We start from the raw sequence: 17,104 nt of genomic DNA, 5'->3' as shown, positions 1-17,104 counted from the left end.
GCTTAACACCTCTTGAGGTTGAGTGATAGGCGGTTGAGAAGATGGAGTGATAGGCGGTTGAGAAGATGGAGTGATAGACGGTTGAGAAGATGGAGTGATAGACGGTTGGGGAATTGTTTCCCTGATTTGTTGGGGAATGATGGAAGGTTGGGGGATTGTTTCCCTGATTTGTTGCGGTTGAGGGTTATTATCTCTTACTTCTGAGGTTTTTTGCGATTGAGGAGTGGGATTTATTTTGGCTACCCGTGGCACGGGGGAAGGAGAAATTATTTCGGTTTTCGTAACAGTGGGTTGTGGTTTTACTTGTTTTGGTTGAGGTAAAGGAGGCTTAACCGTCTCTAATTTTGGTTGCGGTTGGGGTTTTATTTCTGGTTTGGTAACGGGTTTTTCTTCGGGCTTAATTTCAGGCTCTTGTACTACTATAAATTCGATTGGTTCATTTTCTTGCGTCAAGGGTTTTTCGATTAAATCGAACAGGGTAAACATAATACCATGAAGAGCGATCGAGCCAACAATTCCAACTGTGACTAATTTGCGTGTTTTTTCCGTTTCTAATTGCCGTTGTTCAACACAGGTGAGGGAATAAGTCATAATCTATCAGGAAATAGGGTGAAGATAAGGGAATATTTTGTAAGAAAGTAAAAGTTTTTTAGTTTTTTAGTTTTTTATTAGACATTGGGTAAAAAAGATTTTGTGTTGGTTCGTAGTGAGGGCTAAAGCCCTCTTAAATCACGATTATAGTTAAAGTTTATTAGTATTTTTTTGTGTTAGTCAATAAATTTTACCATATTAAAATATTAATCTAATTAATAATCTTTTGCAACTATTTTTTAAAAATAGGCTTGTAAACCAATGCGATAAGTTAATCCTGGTTGATAGATACGATTACTCTTTTCATAACTTTCATCGCTTAAATTTTCCAAATTAAAAGTTAAAAATACATTTTTAGCTAGTGGGATTTGACCGTTAAAATCTATACTCAGATAAGAAGGAGAAAATTCCGTGCTACTTACTCCCGGCAGGGTAAATAAGGCACGACGAGAGCCACTGTAATAGTTGAAAAAGAGATTAGCTTGATAACCATTAGAGCTATAACCGATACCAAATGTAGCCACAGAGTAAGGTAACGTTGATAGTTGTAAACCCACTTCACTAGGGATTAAACTACTAACAATTTTAGCATCAGTGTAGGTGTAGTTAAGAAATGAGGAAAATTCGGGACTAATTTGCCATTGAAGAACTACTTCAAGCCCATTTGTTTCAACCCTTCCAACATTTTCCCAACGCCCGGCAACAACGCCAAGACGATCGTTTAAGTTACTGCCAAAATATGTTAATTGTGCAAGGAAAGAATCAGATAAATTAATGTCGAATCCTGCCGTATAAGCTACCCCCTTTTCGGCAATAAGATTGGGATTCGGTAGCCAGTTGTGTACTGTATCAAACACATATAGTTGATCAAGTCCAGGATTACGTTGAAGAACCGCAAAGCTATTACGAAAGGCAATATTAGGTGTTATATCCCATCTTGTGCCGAAGGTGGGGTTAAGATAGCTACCAAAATCACTGGTAAAATTTTGGCGTAAGCCTAATTCTAGTTGAAAATTATCACTGAGTTGAAATGTATTGAGGGCAAATAAAGCGAAAAGAAAACGATCACGATCTTCTGCCTCATTAAATTTAGCAAAATCGGGACGAGTACTCTTAACATCTCCATAAATAGAATTGTTACTAATATCAAATCCTGATGTAAGTTTATAAGTAGGAGATATTTGCCATTGGTTTTCCACACGGCCACTCAAAGCTTGAGAGTCCAAAACCCCTGAACGATAAAATATACCCGCATTTGGACCATAAGTACTAAAATAGTCTTGATTATAGGCAATAGTCGTTTTTAATATAGAATCATCCCCATTACCTAATTTAGTGGTTAAGGTTGCACCAATATTGAACAAATCATGATCCAGACGATCAAACTGTAAAGGAAAACCAAAATAGAGTAACCCTCGCCGACTAGCAGTTTTATAAGCATCAACACTAAGATAGTTGCGAGTATCAATGGGAAATTCGATAGTACCATAAAAGTTATTAAGAGTACTATCACTATTAAACAGTTGGCCAGTTTCAGGATTACGATTAGCCGCCCCTACGGGTACAAGATAATCATTATTGGTGGTTAAATACTCATAGCCCACACGAAAGTTAACCTCATTTACTGTACCACCATAGCCGACTTGATAACGCTGATAGCCATAAGAACCTATTTCTGCACCTAATCCTAGCTGAAGGGGTTGAGGATCTTTTTTGGTGATAATATTAACTATCCCTCCAAAGGCTTCCGAACCATAAAGAGTCGCACTTGTTCCACTGGTGATTACTACTTGTTCGATCGCATCCACAGGAATACTATTAAGATCTGTCGCACCATGATAAGTATTAATATTACTACCAAAAGAACGTCCATTGATTTGAAAAATAGACTGATTGATCGAAAAACCCCTTAAAAAAGTACCCGTGTGAATATCTGCACCAAAGCCATAATCATTAACAGCAAAGCCGGGTAAGTTGCGCAATAATTCTGAGGTAGTTCTAGGATTTAGCTGTTCAATTTCTGATTTATCTATTATATAGGTAGGAGCAGAACTAGGTACAAAAGGCGATGGCTCACCTGTCGCAATGATTTGGATATTATCATCTTCAGAGTTTTGTTTTGGAGTGACACTAATCACTAAACCAGATAGACTGTTAGATACTTCGGCGGTGGGTATTTCCTTAACACCTGTAATCGTTATCCTAATAGTGTTAGATTCAAGATTGATAACCCTAATACTAGCAATATCTTGACTAGGATTTTCTTGACTAAATTCTTCCCTTTCTGGTAATTTTAGTTGAGCGTTAGAAATGTCAATGATCAGGTTATTACCTTCAGTGGTGGTAATTGGTTCAAAATTCTCACTCCTAGAACTATTTAAAATGATCTCAATACCATTGCCTGTAGAATTAACTTTTACCCCTGTCACTAGCACTGGAGATGAAGATTCTGACTGTGCTGATAAAGTTTCAGATGTAATAAGTTCATCCTTGACAGGTATTGTTTCACCTTTTGCAGATGAAGAAATGAAGATAGGGAATAAAATTGCGATTAAAGAAAGAGGTGGGAAAAATTTTTCTTGGTTCATCTTTTAGACATCAGTTAAATAAATAATAGACTTATTAGGATATTTAAGTTATCTATTTGATGTCAACAGACAAGATGTCAAAGTTATTTGATTAATCACAACAATATTATAGTTTCTTAGGACTTAAAAATTTTCTTTGACTTTTATTAAGAAATATTTGCATTAGTAGTCAAACTTTGCTATATTTAAATCTTAAAATAATTAATAAAAATTGGCAATTACTTTAAAAATTGTTATCTTCGTACCTTTCTTTGCGTCTTTGCGCCTTTGCGAGAAACAAAACACCAATAAATTATTGACGATGAATAACAAAAAATCAAAATCATTTCAAGATAAAGAATAAAGTTGAAACAAGCATTATGAAAGCGAAAAATATTTTATTAACATCCTTACTTAGTGTCATCGTCAGTGAGATTATCATGACATCATTTCCGGTGTTAGCAAACACTATTACCCTTCCTGATGGAGGTAAATGCGAAGGTAGTGTTTCTGGGGGAAATCTTAACGGTGAGGGGAAATGTACTTTTAGTAACGGCGATCGCTACGAAGGTAATTTTGTCGATGGAGAAAAACAAGGTAAAGGAAAATATACTTTTGCCGATGGTGGTTATTATGAAGGGGAATTTAAGAATAGTCAATTTGAAGGGCAAGGAATAAGGGCTTTTCCTCAAGGGGATAAGTATGAAGGGCAATTTAAACAGAGTAAACCAGGGGGTAAAGGGTTTTATACCTCCGCCGATGGTAGTAAGTATGAAGGCAATTTTGTTGACGGTTTGCCCAAGGGTGAGGGTAAATTTATTTACAGTAATGGGGATACTTGTGCAGGTATAGTGACAGATGGTAAAATCAATGGTCAGAGCATTTGTACTTATCAAAACGGCGATCGATACGAGGGATTATTACTCAATAATCAACCCCAAGGAGAAGGAATTTATACCTTTGCGGATGGTGGTAGTTATCAAGGCACTTTTCAGGGGGGAAGAATCACAGGCAAAGGTGTGCGTAAATATGCCAATGGAGATAGTTATGGGGGAAACATCAAAGATGGTATTCCTCACGGCAAGGGAGTCTATAATTTTGCGGATAGAGGAGTTTATGAGGGAGATTTCGATAATGGCAAACCAGTAGGTAAAGGTATTTATAAATTTGCCAATGGTAATCGTTACGATGGTGAATTTGTCAATGGGCAATTTGAAGGTAACGGAATTTTCACTTTTGCTAATGGTGATGTCTGTCAAGGCACATTTAAAAATAATCAGTTAAATGGCAAGGTTATCTGTGACTATGCCAACGGTGACACCTATAAGGGCGAGTTTGTCAATGGTAAGAAAAATGGTAAAGGCGTTTATAACTTTGCTGATGGTACGATTATTGATGGTAATTGGAAAGATGATCAACCTAATTAGTCCTCGTTTATCATTACCTGAAGTGGGTATAAAGATTATAAATTTTTGGAAAGTTTTGGAAAGTTTTATTATATTTGATCATCAGACAAAATTTTAAACTAACTTTTTATCATTTAATTTTAGTCGGTAAATAAGCACTAATCGGAATACAAAGGGGAGTATTAGTAATGGGATCTGAGATAATATGAGAATCCAAATTAAATACCTCCTTGATAATTTCTGGAGTCATTACCGCCTCTGGGTTTCCTTGGGCATAGATGTAACCCTCTTTCATAGCGACTAAATAATCTGCATAACGGGAGGCTAGATTCAACTCATGTAAAACAATAATGATCGTGCGTTCAAGTTTATGATTTAATTCTGTTAATAAGTCTAACACTTCAATTTGATGAGCTAAATCTAAAAAAGTGGTGGGTTCATCTAAGAGTAATATTTCTGTATTTTGTGCTAGAGTCATGGCTATCCATGCCCGTTGTTTTTGCCCTCCTGAAAGGGTGTCTAATTCTCGATGAGCAAATTCTTGAATACCTGTCATAGCAAGGGCTTGATTAACTTGAACCTCATCTTCTAAAGTCCACTGTTGCCACCATTTTTGGTGAGGATAACGCCCTTGAATAACTAAGTCTTTGACGGTTAAGCCTTCGGGTGCGGTAGGATTTTGAGGCAGAATACCTAAACTTTGGGCAACTTTAGCACTCTTTTCCAGATGAATAGCTTTACCATCAAGATAAACTGCTCCTTGACGGGGTTTGAGAATACGCCCAATACCTTTCAGAAGAGTTGATTTTCCGCAACCATTCGCACCGATGAGAATAGTTATTGTTCCTTGAGGAATATCTAAATTAAGATTATTAATAATATTTATATTTTGATAACCCAGACTTAGTTGTCGGGCAGATATTTGTTTCATCTACTTTTTAAGACTATTTAGCGATTATAAAGAATTAAGAATTAAGAATAAGGTATTAGATTTTATTTACTCATTACTCATTACTCATTACTTTCAAAGGGCTTGTTAAGAATAACACTTAATGCTATAATTTAGCAATTAATTTATATTTATTATAATTAAAAATGAGAGTTAATCTCAAGAATGAAAATTCATCAATTCCTTTAATCATTCCCTTATTTGGGGCAATAGTGGTTTTATGTCTTAGTTTTTTAGCTAGTTTAACCTTTGGAGTGGCAGATATTGCTTGGCAAGATTTACCTCAAGCCTTCACTGCTTTTGACGGCTCAACATCTCATCTGATTATCACCACAATTAGACTACCCAGGGCGATTGTCGCTTTGTTGGTAGGTGCAGGTTTAGGAGTAGCGGGGAGTTTAATGCAGGGTATAACTCGTAATCCTTTAGCAGATCCTAGCATTTTAGGGATCAACAGTGGGGCCGTGTTAGCTGTAGTAATCACTACTTTTTTACTAAATCAGCCTAGTTTAAATATTTTAGCCCTTTTTGCTTTCTTGGGAGCAACTCTAAGCGCGATCGCAGTTTACTTTTTTGCCTCTTTAAGTAAGAAGGGTTTATCACCCCTTAGTTTAACTTTAGCAGGTTCTGCCATTACTGTGTTTTGTTCTTCACTCACCAGTGGCATTTTAATTGTTAATCAACGCACCCTCGATGAAATTCGTTTTTGGTTAGCAGGTTCGATCGCAGGAAGAGATATACAATTAATAAAACAGATATTCCCTTATTTTGTCATCGGCTTAATTTTAGCTTTGATTTTAGCCCGACAAATAACTATTCTTAGTTTAGGGGAAGAAACCGCTCAAGGATTAGGGCAAAATACCTTTTTGATTAAAATTGGAGCGATGTTTGCTGTAATATTGTTAGCTGGTGCTAGTGTTTCTTTAGCCGGACCCATTGGCTTTATAGGCTTAATTATGCCCCATTTAGTGCGCTTATTGGTAGGTAATGATTATCGTTGGATTTTGTTTTTTTCCATGGTTGGAGGTGCAATTTTATTACTGAATGCGGATATTGTGAGTCGTTTAATTATTAAACCGCAAGAAGTACCTGTGGGTTTAATTTTACCGATTTTAGGTGCGCCTTTCTTTATTTATCTCATTCGCAAGAGAATTAGGGGATAGGTTGATGAGGCGAGGAGGAGAAAGGGAGAAAGAGGGATAAGGTTATTTTTCTACCGTAAAACAGCTATAGCAATCTTGCTAAATTTGCTTGTAATTTCTCCTTCATTTTGGTAAAATTAGTCCCATCGCTCTGAGTTTGAATACTTCTAAAGGTTTGATAAACTTCGCTCACGGCTTTAGCTTTAGCGTTTATCACTGCCATATCATCATATAAATCCAGTTTACCTTGTCGATCGCCCTTAACTGCTTTTTCCACTTCATTATAGTTAGCAAAACCGACTAAGTTGCCCTTAATCGCATTCAGGCACAATAATAATAATTTCTACATTTTGCCTTTCTACTAATTCAGGAATATGTAAATCTAAGGGATTTATTTTTTGTATTTTTGTGGTTAAATAATGAGTTTTTTTTCATAATTAATTATTGTTTATTTTGCTTTTTAAATTCTTAATTCTTAATTTTTAATTCTTAATTTTTATGAAAGATTCTTTTATTATAATTCGATCAAACCGACCATCTTTTTCGCTATGGTTAGATAGTAGAGTGCCGAAAACTCTGTTAATTTTAATCATACTATCTTTAATTGCCATTACCGTTAGCATCAGTTACGGCGAATATTATATTTCCCCTGTCGATGTAATTAAAACCCTATGGGGATTCGATACCTCCTCCGATTTTCAATTTATCATTAATACCCTCCGTTTACCGCGCACCCTTACCGCTTGGTTAGTGGGTATGGGATTGGCGATCGCTGGTTGTACTATGCAGACTATTACTCGTAACCCATTAGCAGATCCTAGTATTATCGGTATCAATGCCGGTGCCGGATTAGCCGCCGTTTTATTTATCGTGGTTTTTCCCTCCCTACCTGTTGCTTTATTGCCTTTTTCAGCTTTTATCGGGGGAATATTGGTAGCATTAGCTATTTATGCAGTGGCGTGGCAAGGAGAAAATTCGATTATTCGTTTGATTTTAGTGGGTATTGGCTTTAATTTCATCGTTTCTGCCATCACGAATATTATTACAACCTTTGGAGAGATAAACAGTGTTTCTCAAGCCTTAATCTGGTTAACTGGTAGCGTCTATGGAAAAACCATGCCACAGGTTTGGATTTTATTGCCTTGGATTCTCGTTTTTACCCTTGTGACGTGGATAATGAGTAAAGAGTTAAATAGTCTAAATTTAGGTGATAATTTAGGTTTAGGATTGGGATTACCCCTGCAAAAAACCCAATTAACCCTTTTAATCTGTAGTGTAGCGCTTTCTAGTGCCAGTGTTTCAATCGCCGGTGCGGTGGGATTTATCGGTTTAATTGCACCTCATATCGCCCGTTTTTTGGTGGGAAATACTCATCAAGGTTTAATTCCCGTGACCGGTTTAGTAGGGGGATTATTAGTTGTCAGTGCGGATTTATTAGGAAGATTATTATTTACACCCCTTGAACTTCCCTGTGGTATTATTACAGCGATTATTGGTGTGCCTTACTTTATCTTTCTTTTGAGTAAATCTCGCTAATCATCTGAGTTTGACAAAAAAAAATTGATAAAGTTTAAATTCTTGGTGCTGATTATCTCATTATAATTTACTGGACTTTGGACAAAAAAAAAGCAATTAGCGTAGATATTACGCTAACAAAAAAAGGAGATTATTTTCAAACAGACTCTTGTCTATTTTTCAAAGTTTATCCAATGTGCGTAAAGTAAGATCAATCTGGAGTTATTTCTGTGTCAAATGAAACCTCTAATAAACTGTCTTCTACACTATTAATCATCTCATCAATTTCATCAATTATTCTCCTTAAAGTTACTTGCATTACTCCTTCTATATAAGCCTCACTTCCGGCCCTTCCCAAATACCTATATCTTGTCTTTTTTTTACCATCTAAAGTCTCAAATATTGGTTCATAACCTTGTAACTTATAATAATTATATAGCTTTTTATTTTGGGATATTTTATACTTAATCAAATTGCATCCATCAGGGGCTACTTCTCCTCTTTTACTGACACTTTTCTTTAGAGATTTCAATTTTTTGATTAAGGATACTAGCCTAACTTCTCGTTCTTTTTTTTCCCCAGATGTCTTCAAATTATTTTGATTGTTACAAAGCATATCTGAGACGATTTGACATCGAACATTTATTCAGATTTGCTAAGAAAAATCTGTTATTAAATAATTATTATAGTACTGAAGTTGAAAGAGAAAAAAACTGGGTAGAATTAGTCTTTTTGAGTTATGTAAATTTATGGGCAACCCGAAATTTATCTCAAGTAGTAGTCCCACAGTGGCAAAAATATGACCTGAAAAAAATGCCTGAAAAAATCACACCTAGTATAGTGCAAAGAGACTATAAAAGAATAATTCGCACTTTTGGCATTCCCTCACCTTCACCCAAAGTCCGAGGTTATTCATCGGGGCGAGAAAAAGGGACAAAATTACCACCAAGATTACGTTACCCCACGGTGAAAAAAACTGCAAGTAAGAAAAAAACAGCCTAGATAAACGTTAATTTCACCATATTTTCAGCTATTGGACGGCTGATGATAATCCCTCTTATTTTTTCTTTTTTATTATTGTAGATACTACGCTAACTAACTTCTTTTTGTCCAAAGTCCAGTAATTTATAATTACTAGATGTTTAGCTTAAATCTTGACGCAACCAAACTTAGTATAATAATACTAATTCCACTGACAGCAATCAATAAAGCCATACCATTACCTGCACTCAAAGAAAATTGTGATTGTAGTAAAGGTTCAAAAATATGATCAGCTAAAATCCCCGCCGTCAAACTGGCAGAAGTTCCCACTATGATACCAATAAGATAATCTGCGGCTAATACTCGTCCTTGTATTTTTGTAGATGTTTTTTCATACCACATTGCCATATAAGAACTCATAATCAAAGGGTTATGAAATGACCATGCAAATCTTGCTACAATCCAAAGAGTAGAAGTCAATCCTAAAATTAATGTACTTAATCCAGTACCGATAAAACCAGTAAAAATACCCTTACTACGTTGTTTAAATCCTCCCCAAATACTGATAACAATTCCCCCCACAATTCCACCAAAACCTCCACCAGCTACCACCACGCCCAAAATTTGGCTATTACCGTCAGTTTTTGCCAAAATCATCGGTTGATATAAAGTTTCGCCAATATCGTTCAAAAAGCTAAATAAAGATACCATAATTACCATTGATAACAATTCAGGATGAGAATAGATATAACGAAAGCCAAAGGTAAAGTTTTTAATGTGATTAACTTTTTCTTGATCTTGGTTGATAGTATGGGGAATATAGATAATGAGGATAGAACAAAAGGCGATCGCAAATGTTACCATATCAATTAAGGTAATACCCAATAAACCTATCAGGGGAAATAAAACACCTGCTAAAGCGGGGGAAATAATCCCTGCACCGTAAACCACCATTGCACCCATACTACTGGCACGAGTGTGATGTCTTTCGGGCAAAATCAGAGGGATAAGGGTGGAATAAGTAAGAGATTGAATATTACCAAAGCAACCAATAATCGAGGCAATCAGATAAATATGCCATACTTGCAAAATCCCGAAAAAGGCGAGAATCCCTACGGAAATAGTACAACAAGCTGAACCGCTATCACTGATAATTAATAATTGTTTTCTGGAAGTGCGATCAATTAAAATACCCGTTAAAGGGGTAATGATCACTTGGGGTAATTGATAAAAAACAAGGATAAGTGCAATCGCCGTGGCTGACTCGGTTTTTTGCCACACCCAGAGAGTGAGGGTAAAGTAAGTCATGTTACTACCCACTGAGGAAAATAATTGCCCTAACCAAAGAATAATAAAGGTTTTCACATTAATAAAAAATATCTCACGCAAAGACGCAAAGGCGCAAAGGATTATAATTTTGGTAGTAGTTGTTTTTTAAGCTCGTTAAGGTATAATTCTGTGCCGATCGAACCTGTTAAACCAAGACACATATAAGCTGGAATATAATAAACTCTCCCTTCTTTACTGGCAGATAAGGATTGAGTAATCGGATTTTTCGCCCATTCTTGTTGTAAATTTGTCAATTGATGTTGTGCAAAATTATCCATATCCTTGAGGGTTTCTGGTTGGCTGAAATTATACCCTAACAATATGATGGAGTCCGCTTTGTCTAATTGAGGTAGAATTTCTAAGGAAATGGGTGTGCGACTATCGGATTGCGATGGATTCGATTTCGGTGGCGATACCAATTCAAACCCCAAATCCTCAATTAAGGAATTACAAAGCCCTTTGGAATGATTGGAAATTAACTCTTGTAATCCTTGAGCATAGAGTAAAAGCACTTTAGGATGTTTCTCTACTACAGGGGCAAATTCTGTTTTTGTCTTGATAATTTTTGCCTGAGTTTCCTGTAATACTTTTTCAGCTTGAGTTTCACGGTTAACCCCTTGGGCGATCGTTCTCATATTTTCTTCAGGTTTATCCCAATCTAATATAATAGTAGGAGCAATTTTCGATAATGTTTCATATTGACTAGCGTTGTTATCTTTAATCCCTAAAATCAAGTCTGGTTTAACCTTTAAAATCTGTTCAATATTGGGAGTATAAGCAATACCCACATTAGCTATAGGTTGATTGATATACTTTCCTAAATAGGGAATTTGTTGGGAAGGATTAGTATAATCTTTGGTATAAAAAGCGATATGATCACCAAAAGCGATCGGTTGAACTTGCAAGGCTACAAGAGGTTCTAAAAGGTAAGGCCCAAGAGCTATGATTCTTTTTGGTTCGCCACATACCCTCGTTTCACCCATTTGATGGCTAATCAAACGACAATTATCATTATTAGAGATAGAAGTAGAAGTATTCCTAGTACAAGAAATTAAGAAAAAACTAATAATTAGCAGGAAAAAATAGTTAAAGTTTCTCATATAAATAATTCTTAATATTGACCATAAAATTAAACCAATTACTTTGACAAAAATAAATTGATGGACTTTGAAATCATTAGCAATATTACTGGAATTGAAAATAAGGAAATAAAAAGAAAACGTTATTTAGATTAAAGTTATGGAAAACTATCAATTTGCAGTATGTTTAAATAATCAAAATTATCCTGCTTCTTTAGAATTACATAAAATTTATCGTGTTATTCCTGATGAAGAAGCAAAACTAGATGAAGATTTAAGAATCATTGATGAAAGTGGAGAAGATTACTTATATCCCGCCACTTATTTTTCCCTAATTGAGTTGCCAATAAATGTAAAAAAATCTCTTTTAGGGCTAACTTAAAACTTAATCGACACCGAACCAATTATCGTCAAAGGTTGCCCGAAAGCATTACCATAATTTCGAGAATTAAATGTACTAATAATATAATTAGTGTCAAAAAGATTATTAACATTAAGAGCAATGCGCCAATCTTCCCGATTGTAAAAAACCGCCATATTCGTTATAAAATAATCCCCAACAGTGTAACTATTGGCTAAATCCCCATAGCGATCGCCCACATAGTTAAAACCTAAACCAAACCCTAAACCTTGTAAATCACCTTTTTGAAACTCATAAGTAGTCCATAATCCTGCACTGTTATAAGGGGCGTTAAATAAACGATTACCCACCGGGATAGTATTGTCTTCGGTAACTTTGGCATCGGTATAGGCATAATTGGCAATAATTCTCCAACCGGGCAAAATTTCTCCAGCAATATCAAACTCAAAACCTTGAGAGCGTTGTTCTCCTGAAACTACTGAGAAAAGAGGATTTGTGGGATCTGCTGTCACCACATTTTGCTTGGTAATATCAAAATAGGCTAAAGTAGTAAACATTTTCCCTTCTAAAAATTCGGCTTTCACTCCCACCTCAAAACCCCCTGCTGTCTCAGGCTCAAAAGAATTACCATTAATGTCTGCACCAAAATTAGGTTTAAAGGATTGAGAATAGTTACCGTAAATCGACACTGTTTCTATAGGCTTATAAATAAATCCTACCCTCGGACTCCATTTGCTATCATTACGAGTGGGATTAGTTCCATATAAAGTTGCATAAGTTTCATCAAGACGATAATCGACAATATCATAACGAATACTACCGACTAAGATAAATTTGTCACTAAAGTTAACTTGATCTTGTAAAAATACCCCATAACGATCATATTGAGTATCAAAAGGGGGAAAGGGCTGTACTGAGCTTAGATCAGGACGTGGTACTGTACCATAAACAGGATTAAAAATATTTAGTATTACTGGGGTAGCCCTCGAAATTCTGGTATATTGCTCATCAAAACGGTTAAAATTCAAATCTAATCCCGCTAAAAGGGTATGTTCTACTGAACCTGTGTTAAAATTTCCTACCACATTAGTTTGAATTGAATAATCATCGGAATGATACGAGCGATCAGCAAAAAATAACGTAATATCCCCCGTCTTTTCATCCACAGAAAATGGCAGTAAAGGGAACACATTATAATTTTGATTAACGTAGCGGAAACCATGATTAAAAGTCCAATCATCGTTAAATTGATGTTGGAAATCATAACCCAAAGTAAAAGACTTATTCCTTAAACTATCATCCAATTCACCCACCACCCGATTTGATGGCACGTCAAAAACTCCGTTTCCTCTGGCAGGAATACCTAAATCAAAAGGACTTTCTTCATTGTTATATTCTAAGACAACAGAAAAATTGGTTTTATCACTAATATCCCAACTTACAACGGGAGCAATAAAAAATCTTTTAGTATTGACGTTAAAATCACGAAAACCATCATCATTTAAGTAAGCTACATTTAAGCGATAACGTAAAGATTTATCTTCCGTCAAAGGGCCTGAAATATCAATTGTAGGACGAATTAGAGTATAACTTCCTACCTGTAAACCTACCTCATAAAATGGCTCAAATAAAGGTCTTTTGGTAACTAAATTAATTATACCGCCTGGATCATTTTGCCCATAAAGTACAGAAGAAGGCCCTTTTAATACCTCAACTCTTTCCACGTTAGCAGTTTCTTGAGTGCCAAGATTATCATTCACCCTAAAACCATCACGCAAAATTGGGCCTCCTGTAAAGTTATCGCTAGTAAACCCTCTAATGGTAAGGCTTGTACTTGCACCGAAGGGACTTAAACGCCCGATCACGTTACTGACATTGCGTAAGGCTTCGTCCACCCGAATTACTTGTTGATCTCTTAATACTTCTTGGGGGACAACTTGAATCGATTGAGGAGTATCAAGAATTGGCGTATCTGTACGAGTTGCGGTACTTGCGTCAGGTACAAAATAATTATTTTCCTGGGGTGCTTCTCCTGTAGCAATAATTTCGATCTTCTCTTGTTCTTCTTGAGTTGCAGATGTGCCTAATTTTGTCGTTAAAATCGTCTCTAAGGGGCTTGTTTTAATGTCCACGAGGGGGGGAGAATTTGTGCCAGTAATGGTAACTCTAACTCGATTATCAGGTAAACTGATGACATTAACTAAGGCAATTCCTTTCACTGGATTACTAACCAAAAATTCATCCCCCGTTGCCAGTTTGAGCATTACGTCAGAAATATCGGCAATAAGAGCATTTTCTGTAATCGTAATCTCAGGAGCGGATAATTGCTCATTGGTTTGCAGAAAAACGTTAATGCCTTCTTCCGTTGGTATTACTTCAATATTGGTAATCTCAATAATGTTACTTTGTGCCGTTTCTGCTGGAGAGTTATTGATAATATTTTGCTCAAAAATATTTGATTCTTGGGCTAAAACCGATGGACAGAATAAACTGACTGTAAGTACCGTCATCGAAAGATTTTGGCAAATTTTCCTCATTTTGTTTTAACTCCTCACTTACCCTAATTAATGCAAATTTTTTTTATTAAGTTAGTTAGTAAATGATAGGAGATTTAACCAACAAGAATCTTTGTGAAACGGACTTTTTTCTTTGTGAAACGGACTTTTTTAACAATAGTCAAAAAATTTATAATTGAACCTAATTAATTAAACATTTTTATCAATAAAACTTAAATTTCATTTACAATGGATAAAGTTATTTTTCTCCCTGAGTCATTATCTATCAATTATGACTATTATTATTACTCCTGAAGATAATCAAATTCTATGGGAAGAAACATTCAAAAATGCTTATGTTGATTCTTTAGACTGTAATGATATTAGCTATCCTTTTTCATCCATAATGGGAGAGGGATATACCAGAGAGATTAAATTGACAAGAGGATTAACTTTAGAGATTCTTAATTGTGATATTACTCAACACTATCTACTTAAAAATAATGAGACAGCAAGAGACAATAGGGATTATTTAAAGTCTTATCGATTCTAGCTGTAAAGGTAATTTTTCTCGCAAAGGCGCAAAGACGCAAAGAAAGGTACAAAGTTTTTATTTTTTTGTCATTTAAGGTAACACTCAATTTACTCCACCAAAAAAATTCCCTCTACCCCACCAAAGTCTCTTGCATTGTCATTAGAGTAATCAGTAACCTATTATTTATTGCAAATTATTCTAAATATTGGTGTGAGAAAAATGGCACAAAAACCCCCTAAAGACTTCCCGAAGCGATCGCTCTTAATAAATATTATTATCCTTATTTTATCTATATTTGATTCCCCTCCAACGAAAGCTAATGAGAATAATTTATTAATTTCAGAGATTAAAACTAATGTTAAGCAGTCATCATTTATTGATAATAATTTAAAACAGTCTGATATTTTAAGAGTAGGTGATTTACCTTCTATTTCTTAAAAAGCAGAGCAACTTTTAGCACAAGATATAGTACAAGTAACAGGAGTAAAAATAGAACCCTCCGACACGGGATTACAAATTATTCTTGACACGGAATCTCGATCAAATCTACAACCTAAGGTATTGGAGATTGTGTTGAAATGACCAATTATCGCTAAATTCGTGCCTGAAATTATAACCGATCATATATATATTGATCCTGTTCAAACTTGGCAAAATCTTCTCCTAAAAATCTTTCACGGGGTAGGTTAAGCATTTTACCGTTACTGGCAACTAAACCTTGATCATAGCTTCTATTCGGCGAGTGATGGGTTTACTTGATACTCCTATTGCTATCCATTCAGGAAATAAAACCTTCTCCACATCAGTCAAAGGCGAAATTTCTATCGTCAATGTGGACTTTTCTTATGACAACGGGGTAAAGGTGCTGAAGAATTTATCTATGGACATTCGAGCTAAAAGTAATATCGGTATAGTAGGGGCGACAGGTTCAGGAAAAAGCACTTTAGTTAAATTATTACTAAGATTTTACGAAATTGATCACGGAAAAATTACCATTGACGGCATTAACATCCAAGAATTATATTTACATGATCTTAGACTGGCGATCGCATGAGTAAGTCAGGATGTCTTTTTATTTGATGGCACGGTAATAGATTAAATAAATTCTCTGATGCTAGGCACTATTAAATTAGCAAATTCTTCCGCCATTCCTAATGTGCCTTTAAATATAACTGTTTTGACGTTATCTAGTTGAGAGATTACCTTCATTTGTGAGAGGGAATAAGGGGGAGAATCGTTACCAATGATATTTAAAATGGGTTTTTGAATTTAAGAAATTAGCTTTAAAAACTCTTGGAAATTGTCAACAGGATCAAGATTTCCTGTTATCCCTCTTTTGTCATTTTCCGAGATAAAATAATAGAAGAAAAAGACCAAATAAATACTTGGAAAAAAGTTTTAAAAAAATAGTGAGGATGATTGAACCATTAATCTTATTTTGGTTAATAATACCACGGTTAAAAATAGCTAATTCATCACTATTATTAGAGGGATTCAATAATTTATTGTTCATAGCTCATAGTTCCGGATTATATTTTCCCACAGGATAATTTTAGCTATTTCTTGATAGTTGATTCGGAGTTTGACAAAAGAGGGATATATCTCGATATATGAGCGATGAATTAAGAAAAAAAGGACAGGTAGAATTTGTTATTAAATTATCATAAATGTTTTAAGTGGGGCTAAATTATTTTTTCCTAACCCGATTTTTTCTTTTTTTTACAAAGTACAACTAAAATATAAAAATCTCGATATAAAACAGAGAAATGTCGATCAACAACTTCTCCATAGAAATTTGTTTAGCTATTAATTAATAATATGTCATCAGAAAATATTGCAACTATTACCAAAATAATGGAATCTTTACTCGATTCAATTCCAGAGGAAGTAATTGAAAGTTTACGGGAAATATATTATAACTTTAGAACAAGAAAAAAAGGATTATTTAGATAATAAAACCGACAATAAATTAATAAGTTTTGCAAGAAAATCAAAACAAGAAACGCTAGAAATAAAGGTTAAATAATCATATCGACATCTATATTTAAACTATTAGCAATAGTCTCTATCTGTTTTTTATTAGCAATACTAATATTTTGTTCAATTTCTGTTAATTTTTGGATGTCTATCTGAGTTTTTTCTGATAATTCTAAA

At 35.0% G+C, this 17,104-nt stretch carries 15 protein-coding genes and 1 pseudogene; 8 read left to right on the top strand and 8 right to left on the bottom strand.

Annotated elements, in window-relative coordinates; translation table 11 throughout:
• Both FWJ34_RS11200 and FWJ34_RS11195 read right to left on the bottom strand, forming a co-directional pair.
• Nucleotides 1-591: pseudogene (locus tag FWJ34_RS11200) on the bottom strand (energy transducer TonB); the annotation flags it as partial.
• A gap of 239 nt (nt 592-830) precedes the next feature.
• On the bottom strand, nt 831-3,179 hold the full coding sequence (locus FWJ34_RS11195) for a TonB-dependent receptor domain-containing protein (RefSeq protein WP_308255404.1): 2,349 nt from the start codon (nt 3,177-3,179) through the stop codon (nt 831-833).
• Nucleotides 3,180-3,538: 359 nt separating this feature from the next.
• On the opposite strand from FWJ34_RS11195, the gene FWJ34_RS11190 reads away from it, so the two are divergent.
• Nucleotides 3,539-4,585 carry a hypothetical protein gene (locus FWJ34_RS11190; protein WP_308255403.1) on the top strand — a complete coding sequence of 349 codons (1,047 nt, stop codon included), beginning with the start codon at nt 3,539-3,541 and terminating at the stop codon, nt 4,583-4,585.
• Nucleotides 4,586-4,694: 109 nt separating this feature from the next.
• On the opposite strand, the gene FWJ34_RS11185 is transcribed toward FWJ34_RS11190, so the two are convergent.
• Nucleotides 4,695-5,495, bottom strand: a complete 801-nt coding sequence (locus FWJ34_RS11185; protein ID WP_308255402.1) for an ABC transporter ATP-binding protein — start codon at nt 5,493-5,495, stop codon at nt 4,695-4,697.
• A 164-nt stretch (nt 5,496-5,659) separates the two neighbouring features.
• Here FWJ34_RS11185 and FWJ34_RS11180 point away from each other — a divergent pair, with 164 nt between their 5' ends.
• On the top strand, nt 5,660-6,676 hold the full coding sequence (locus FWJ34_RS11180) for an iron ABC transporter permease (protein WP_308255401.1): 1,017 nt from the start codon (nt 5,660-5,662) through the stop codon (nt 6,674-6,676).
• Nucleotides 6,677-6,740: 64 nt separating this feature from the next.
• On the opposite strand, the gene FWJ34_RS11175 is transcribed toward FWJ34_RS11180, so the two are convergent.
• Nucleotides 6,741-6,986, bottom strand: coding sequence for a hypothetical protein (locus FWJ34_RS11175; protein ID WP_308255400.1), 246 nt, complete (start codon nt 6,984-6,986; stop codon nt 6,741-6,743).
• Nucleotides 6,987-7,153: 167 nt separating this feature from the next.
• Here FWJ34_RS11175 and FWJ34_RS11170 point away from each other — a divergent pair, with 167 nt between their 5' ends.
• On the top strand, nt 7,154-8,191 hold the full coding sequence (locus FWJ34_RS11170; protein ID WP_308255399.1) for an iron ABC transporter permease: 1,038 nt from the start codon (nt 7,154-7,156) through the stop codon (nt 8,189-8,191).
• Nucleotides 8,192-8,381: 190 nt separating this feature from the next.
• Here FWJ34_RS11170 and FWJ34_RS11165 read toward each other — a convergent pair whose 3' ends face one another.
• The gene (locus tag FWJ34_RS11165; RefSeq protein ID WP_308255398.1) at nt 8,382-8,702 is read right to left on the bottom strand and encodes a hypothetical protein; all 321 of its coding nucleotides are present in this window, start codon (nt 8,700-8,702) and stop codon (nt 8,382-8,384) included.
• Between the two features lie 50 nt (nt 8,703-8,752).
• Between FWJ34_RS11165 and FWJ34_RS11160 the strand changes: the two genes are divergently transcribed.
• Complete coding sequence (locus tag FWJ34_RS11160) at nt 8,753-9,172, top strand: hypothetical protein (RefSeq protein WP_308255397.1); 420 nt, start codon at nt 8,753-8,755, stop codon at nt 9,170-9,172.
• A gap of 132 nt (nt 9,173-9,304) precedes the next feature.
• Here FWJ34_RS11160 and FWJ34_RS11155 read toward each other — a convergent pair whose 3' ends face one another.
• Together FWJ34_RS11155 and FWJ34_RS11150 are read right to left on the bottom strand one after the other, a co-directional pair.
• Nucleotides 9,305-10,516, bottom strand: coding sequence for an MFS transporter (locus tag FWJ34_RS11155; protein WP_308255396.1), 1,212 nt, complete (start codon nt 10,514-10,516; stop codon nt 9,305-9,307).
• A 44-nt stretch (nt 10,517-10,560) separates the two neighbouring features.
• The gene (locus tag FWJ34_RS11150) at nt 10,561-11,580 is read right to left on the bottom strand and encodes an iron-siderophore ABC transporter substrate-binding protein (protein ID WP_308255395.1); all 1,020 of its coding nucleotides are present in this window, start codon (nt 11,578-11,580) and stop codon (nt 10,561-10,563) included.
• Between the two features lie 139 nt (nt 11,581-11,719).
• Here FWJ34_RS11150 and FWJ34_RS11145 point away from each other — a divergent pair, with 139 nt between their 5' ends.
• Nucleotides 11,720-11,941, top strand: a complete 222-nt coding sequence (locus tag FWJ34_RS11145; protein WP_308255394.1) for a hypothetical protein — start codon at nt 11,720-11,722, stop codon at nt 11,939-11,941.
• On the opposite strand, the gene FWJ34_RS11140 is transcribed toward FWJ34_RS11145, so the two are convergent.
• Nucleotides 11,938-14,457 carry a TonB-dependent siderophore receptor gene (locus tag FWJ34_RS11140; RefSeq protein ID WP_308255393.1) on the bottom strand — a complete coding sequence of 840 codons (2,520 nt, stop codon included), beginning with the start codon at nt 14,455-14,457 and terminating at the stop codon, nt 11,938-11,940. The two genes, FWJ34_RS11145 and FWJ34_RS11140, sit on opposite strands and share 4 nt — an antisense overlap.
• A gap of 250 nt (nt 14,458-14,707) precedes the next feature.
• Here FWJ34_RS11140 and FWJ34_RS11135 point away from each other — a divergent pair, with 250 nt between their 5' ends.
• From FWJ34_RS11135 to FWJ34_RS11125, 3 genes are all read left to right on the top strand, one after another.
• On the top strand, nt 14,708-14,968 hold the full coding sequence (locus FWJ34_RS11135) for a hypothetical protein (protein WP_308255392.1): 261 nt from the start codon (nt 14,708-14,710) through the stop codon (nt 14,966-14,968).
• Between the two features lie 201 nt (nt 14,969-15,169).
• The gene (locus FWJ34_RS11130) at nt 15,170-15,388 is read left to right on the top strand and encodes a hypothetical protein (RefSeq protein WP_308255391.1); all 219 of its coding nucleotides are present in this window, start codon (nt 15,170-15,172) and stop codon (nt 15,386-15,388) included.
• Nucleotides 15,389-15,668: 280 nt separating this feature from the next.
• A complete protein-coding gene (locus tag FWJ34_RS11125; RefSeq protein WP_308255390.1) occupies nt 15,669-16,004 on the top strand; it encodes an ATP-binding cassette domain-containing protein in 336 nt (111 codons plus the stop codon).
• Nucleotides 16,005-17,104 lie beyond the last annotated feature (1,100 nt).

The sequence above is a fragment of the Geminocystis sp. GBBB08 genome, from assembly GCF_016743215.1.
In the GTDB taxonomy this organism is placed as follows: Bacteria; Cyanobacteriota; Cyanobacteriia; order Cyanobacteriales; family Cyanobacteriaceae; genus Geminocystis.
This window is presented reverse-complemented; position numbering and strand designations above follow the sequence as displayed.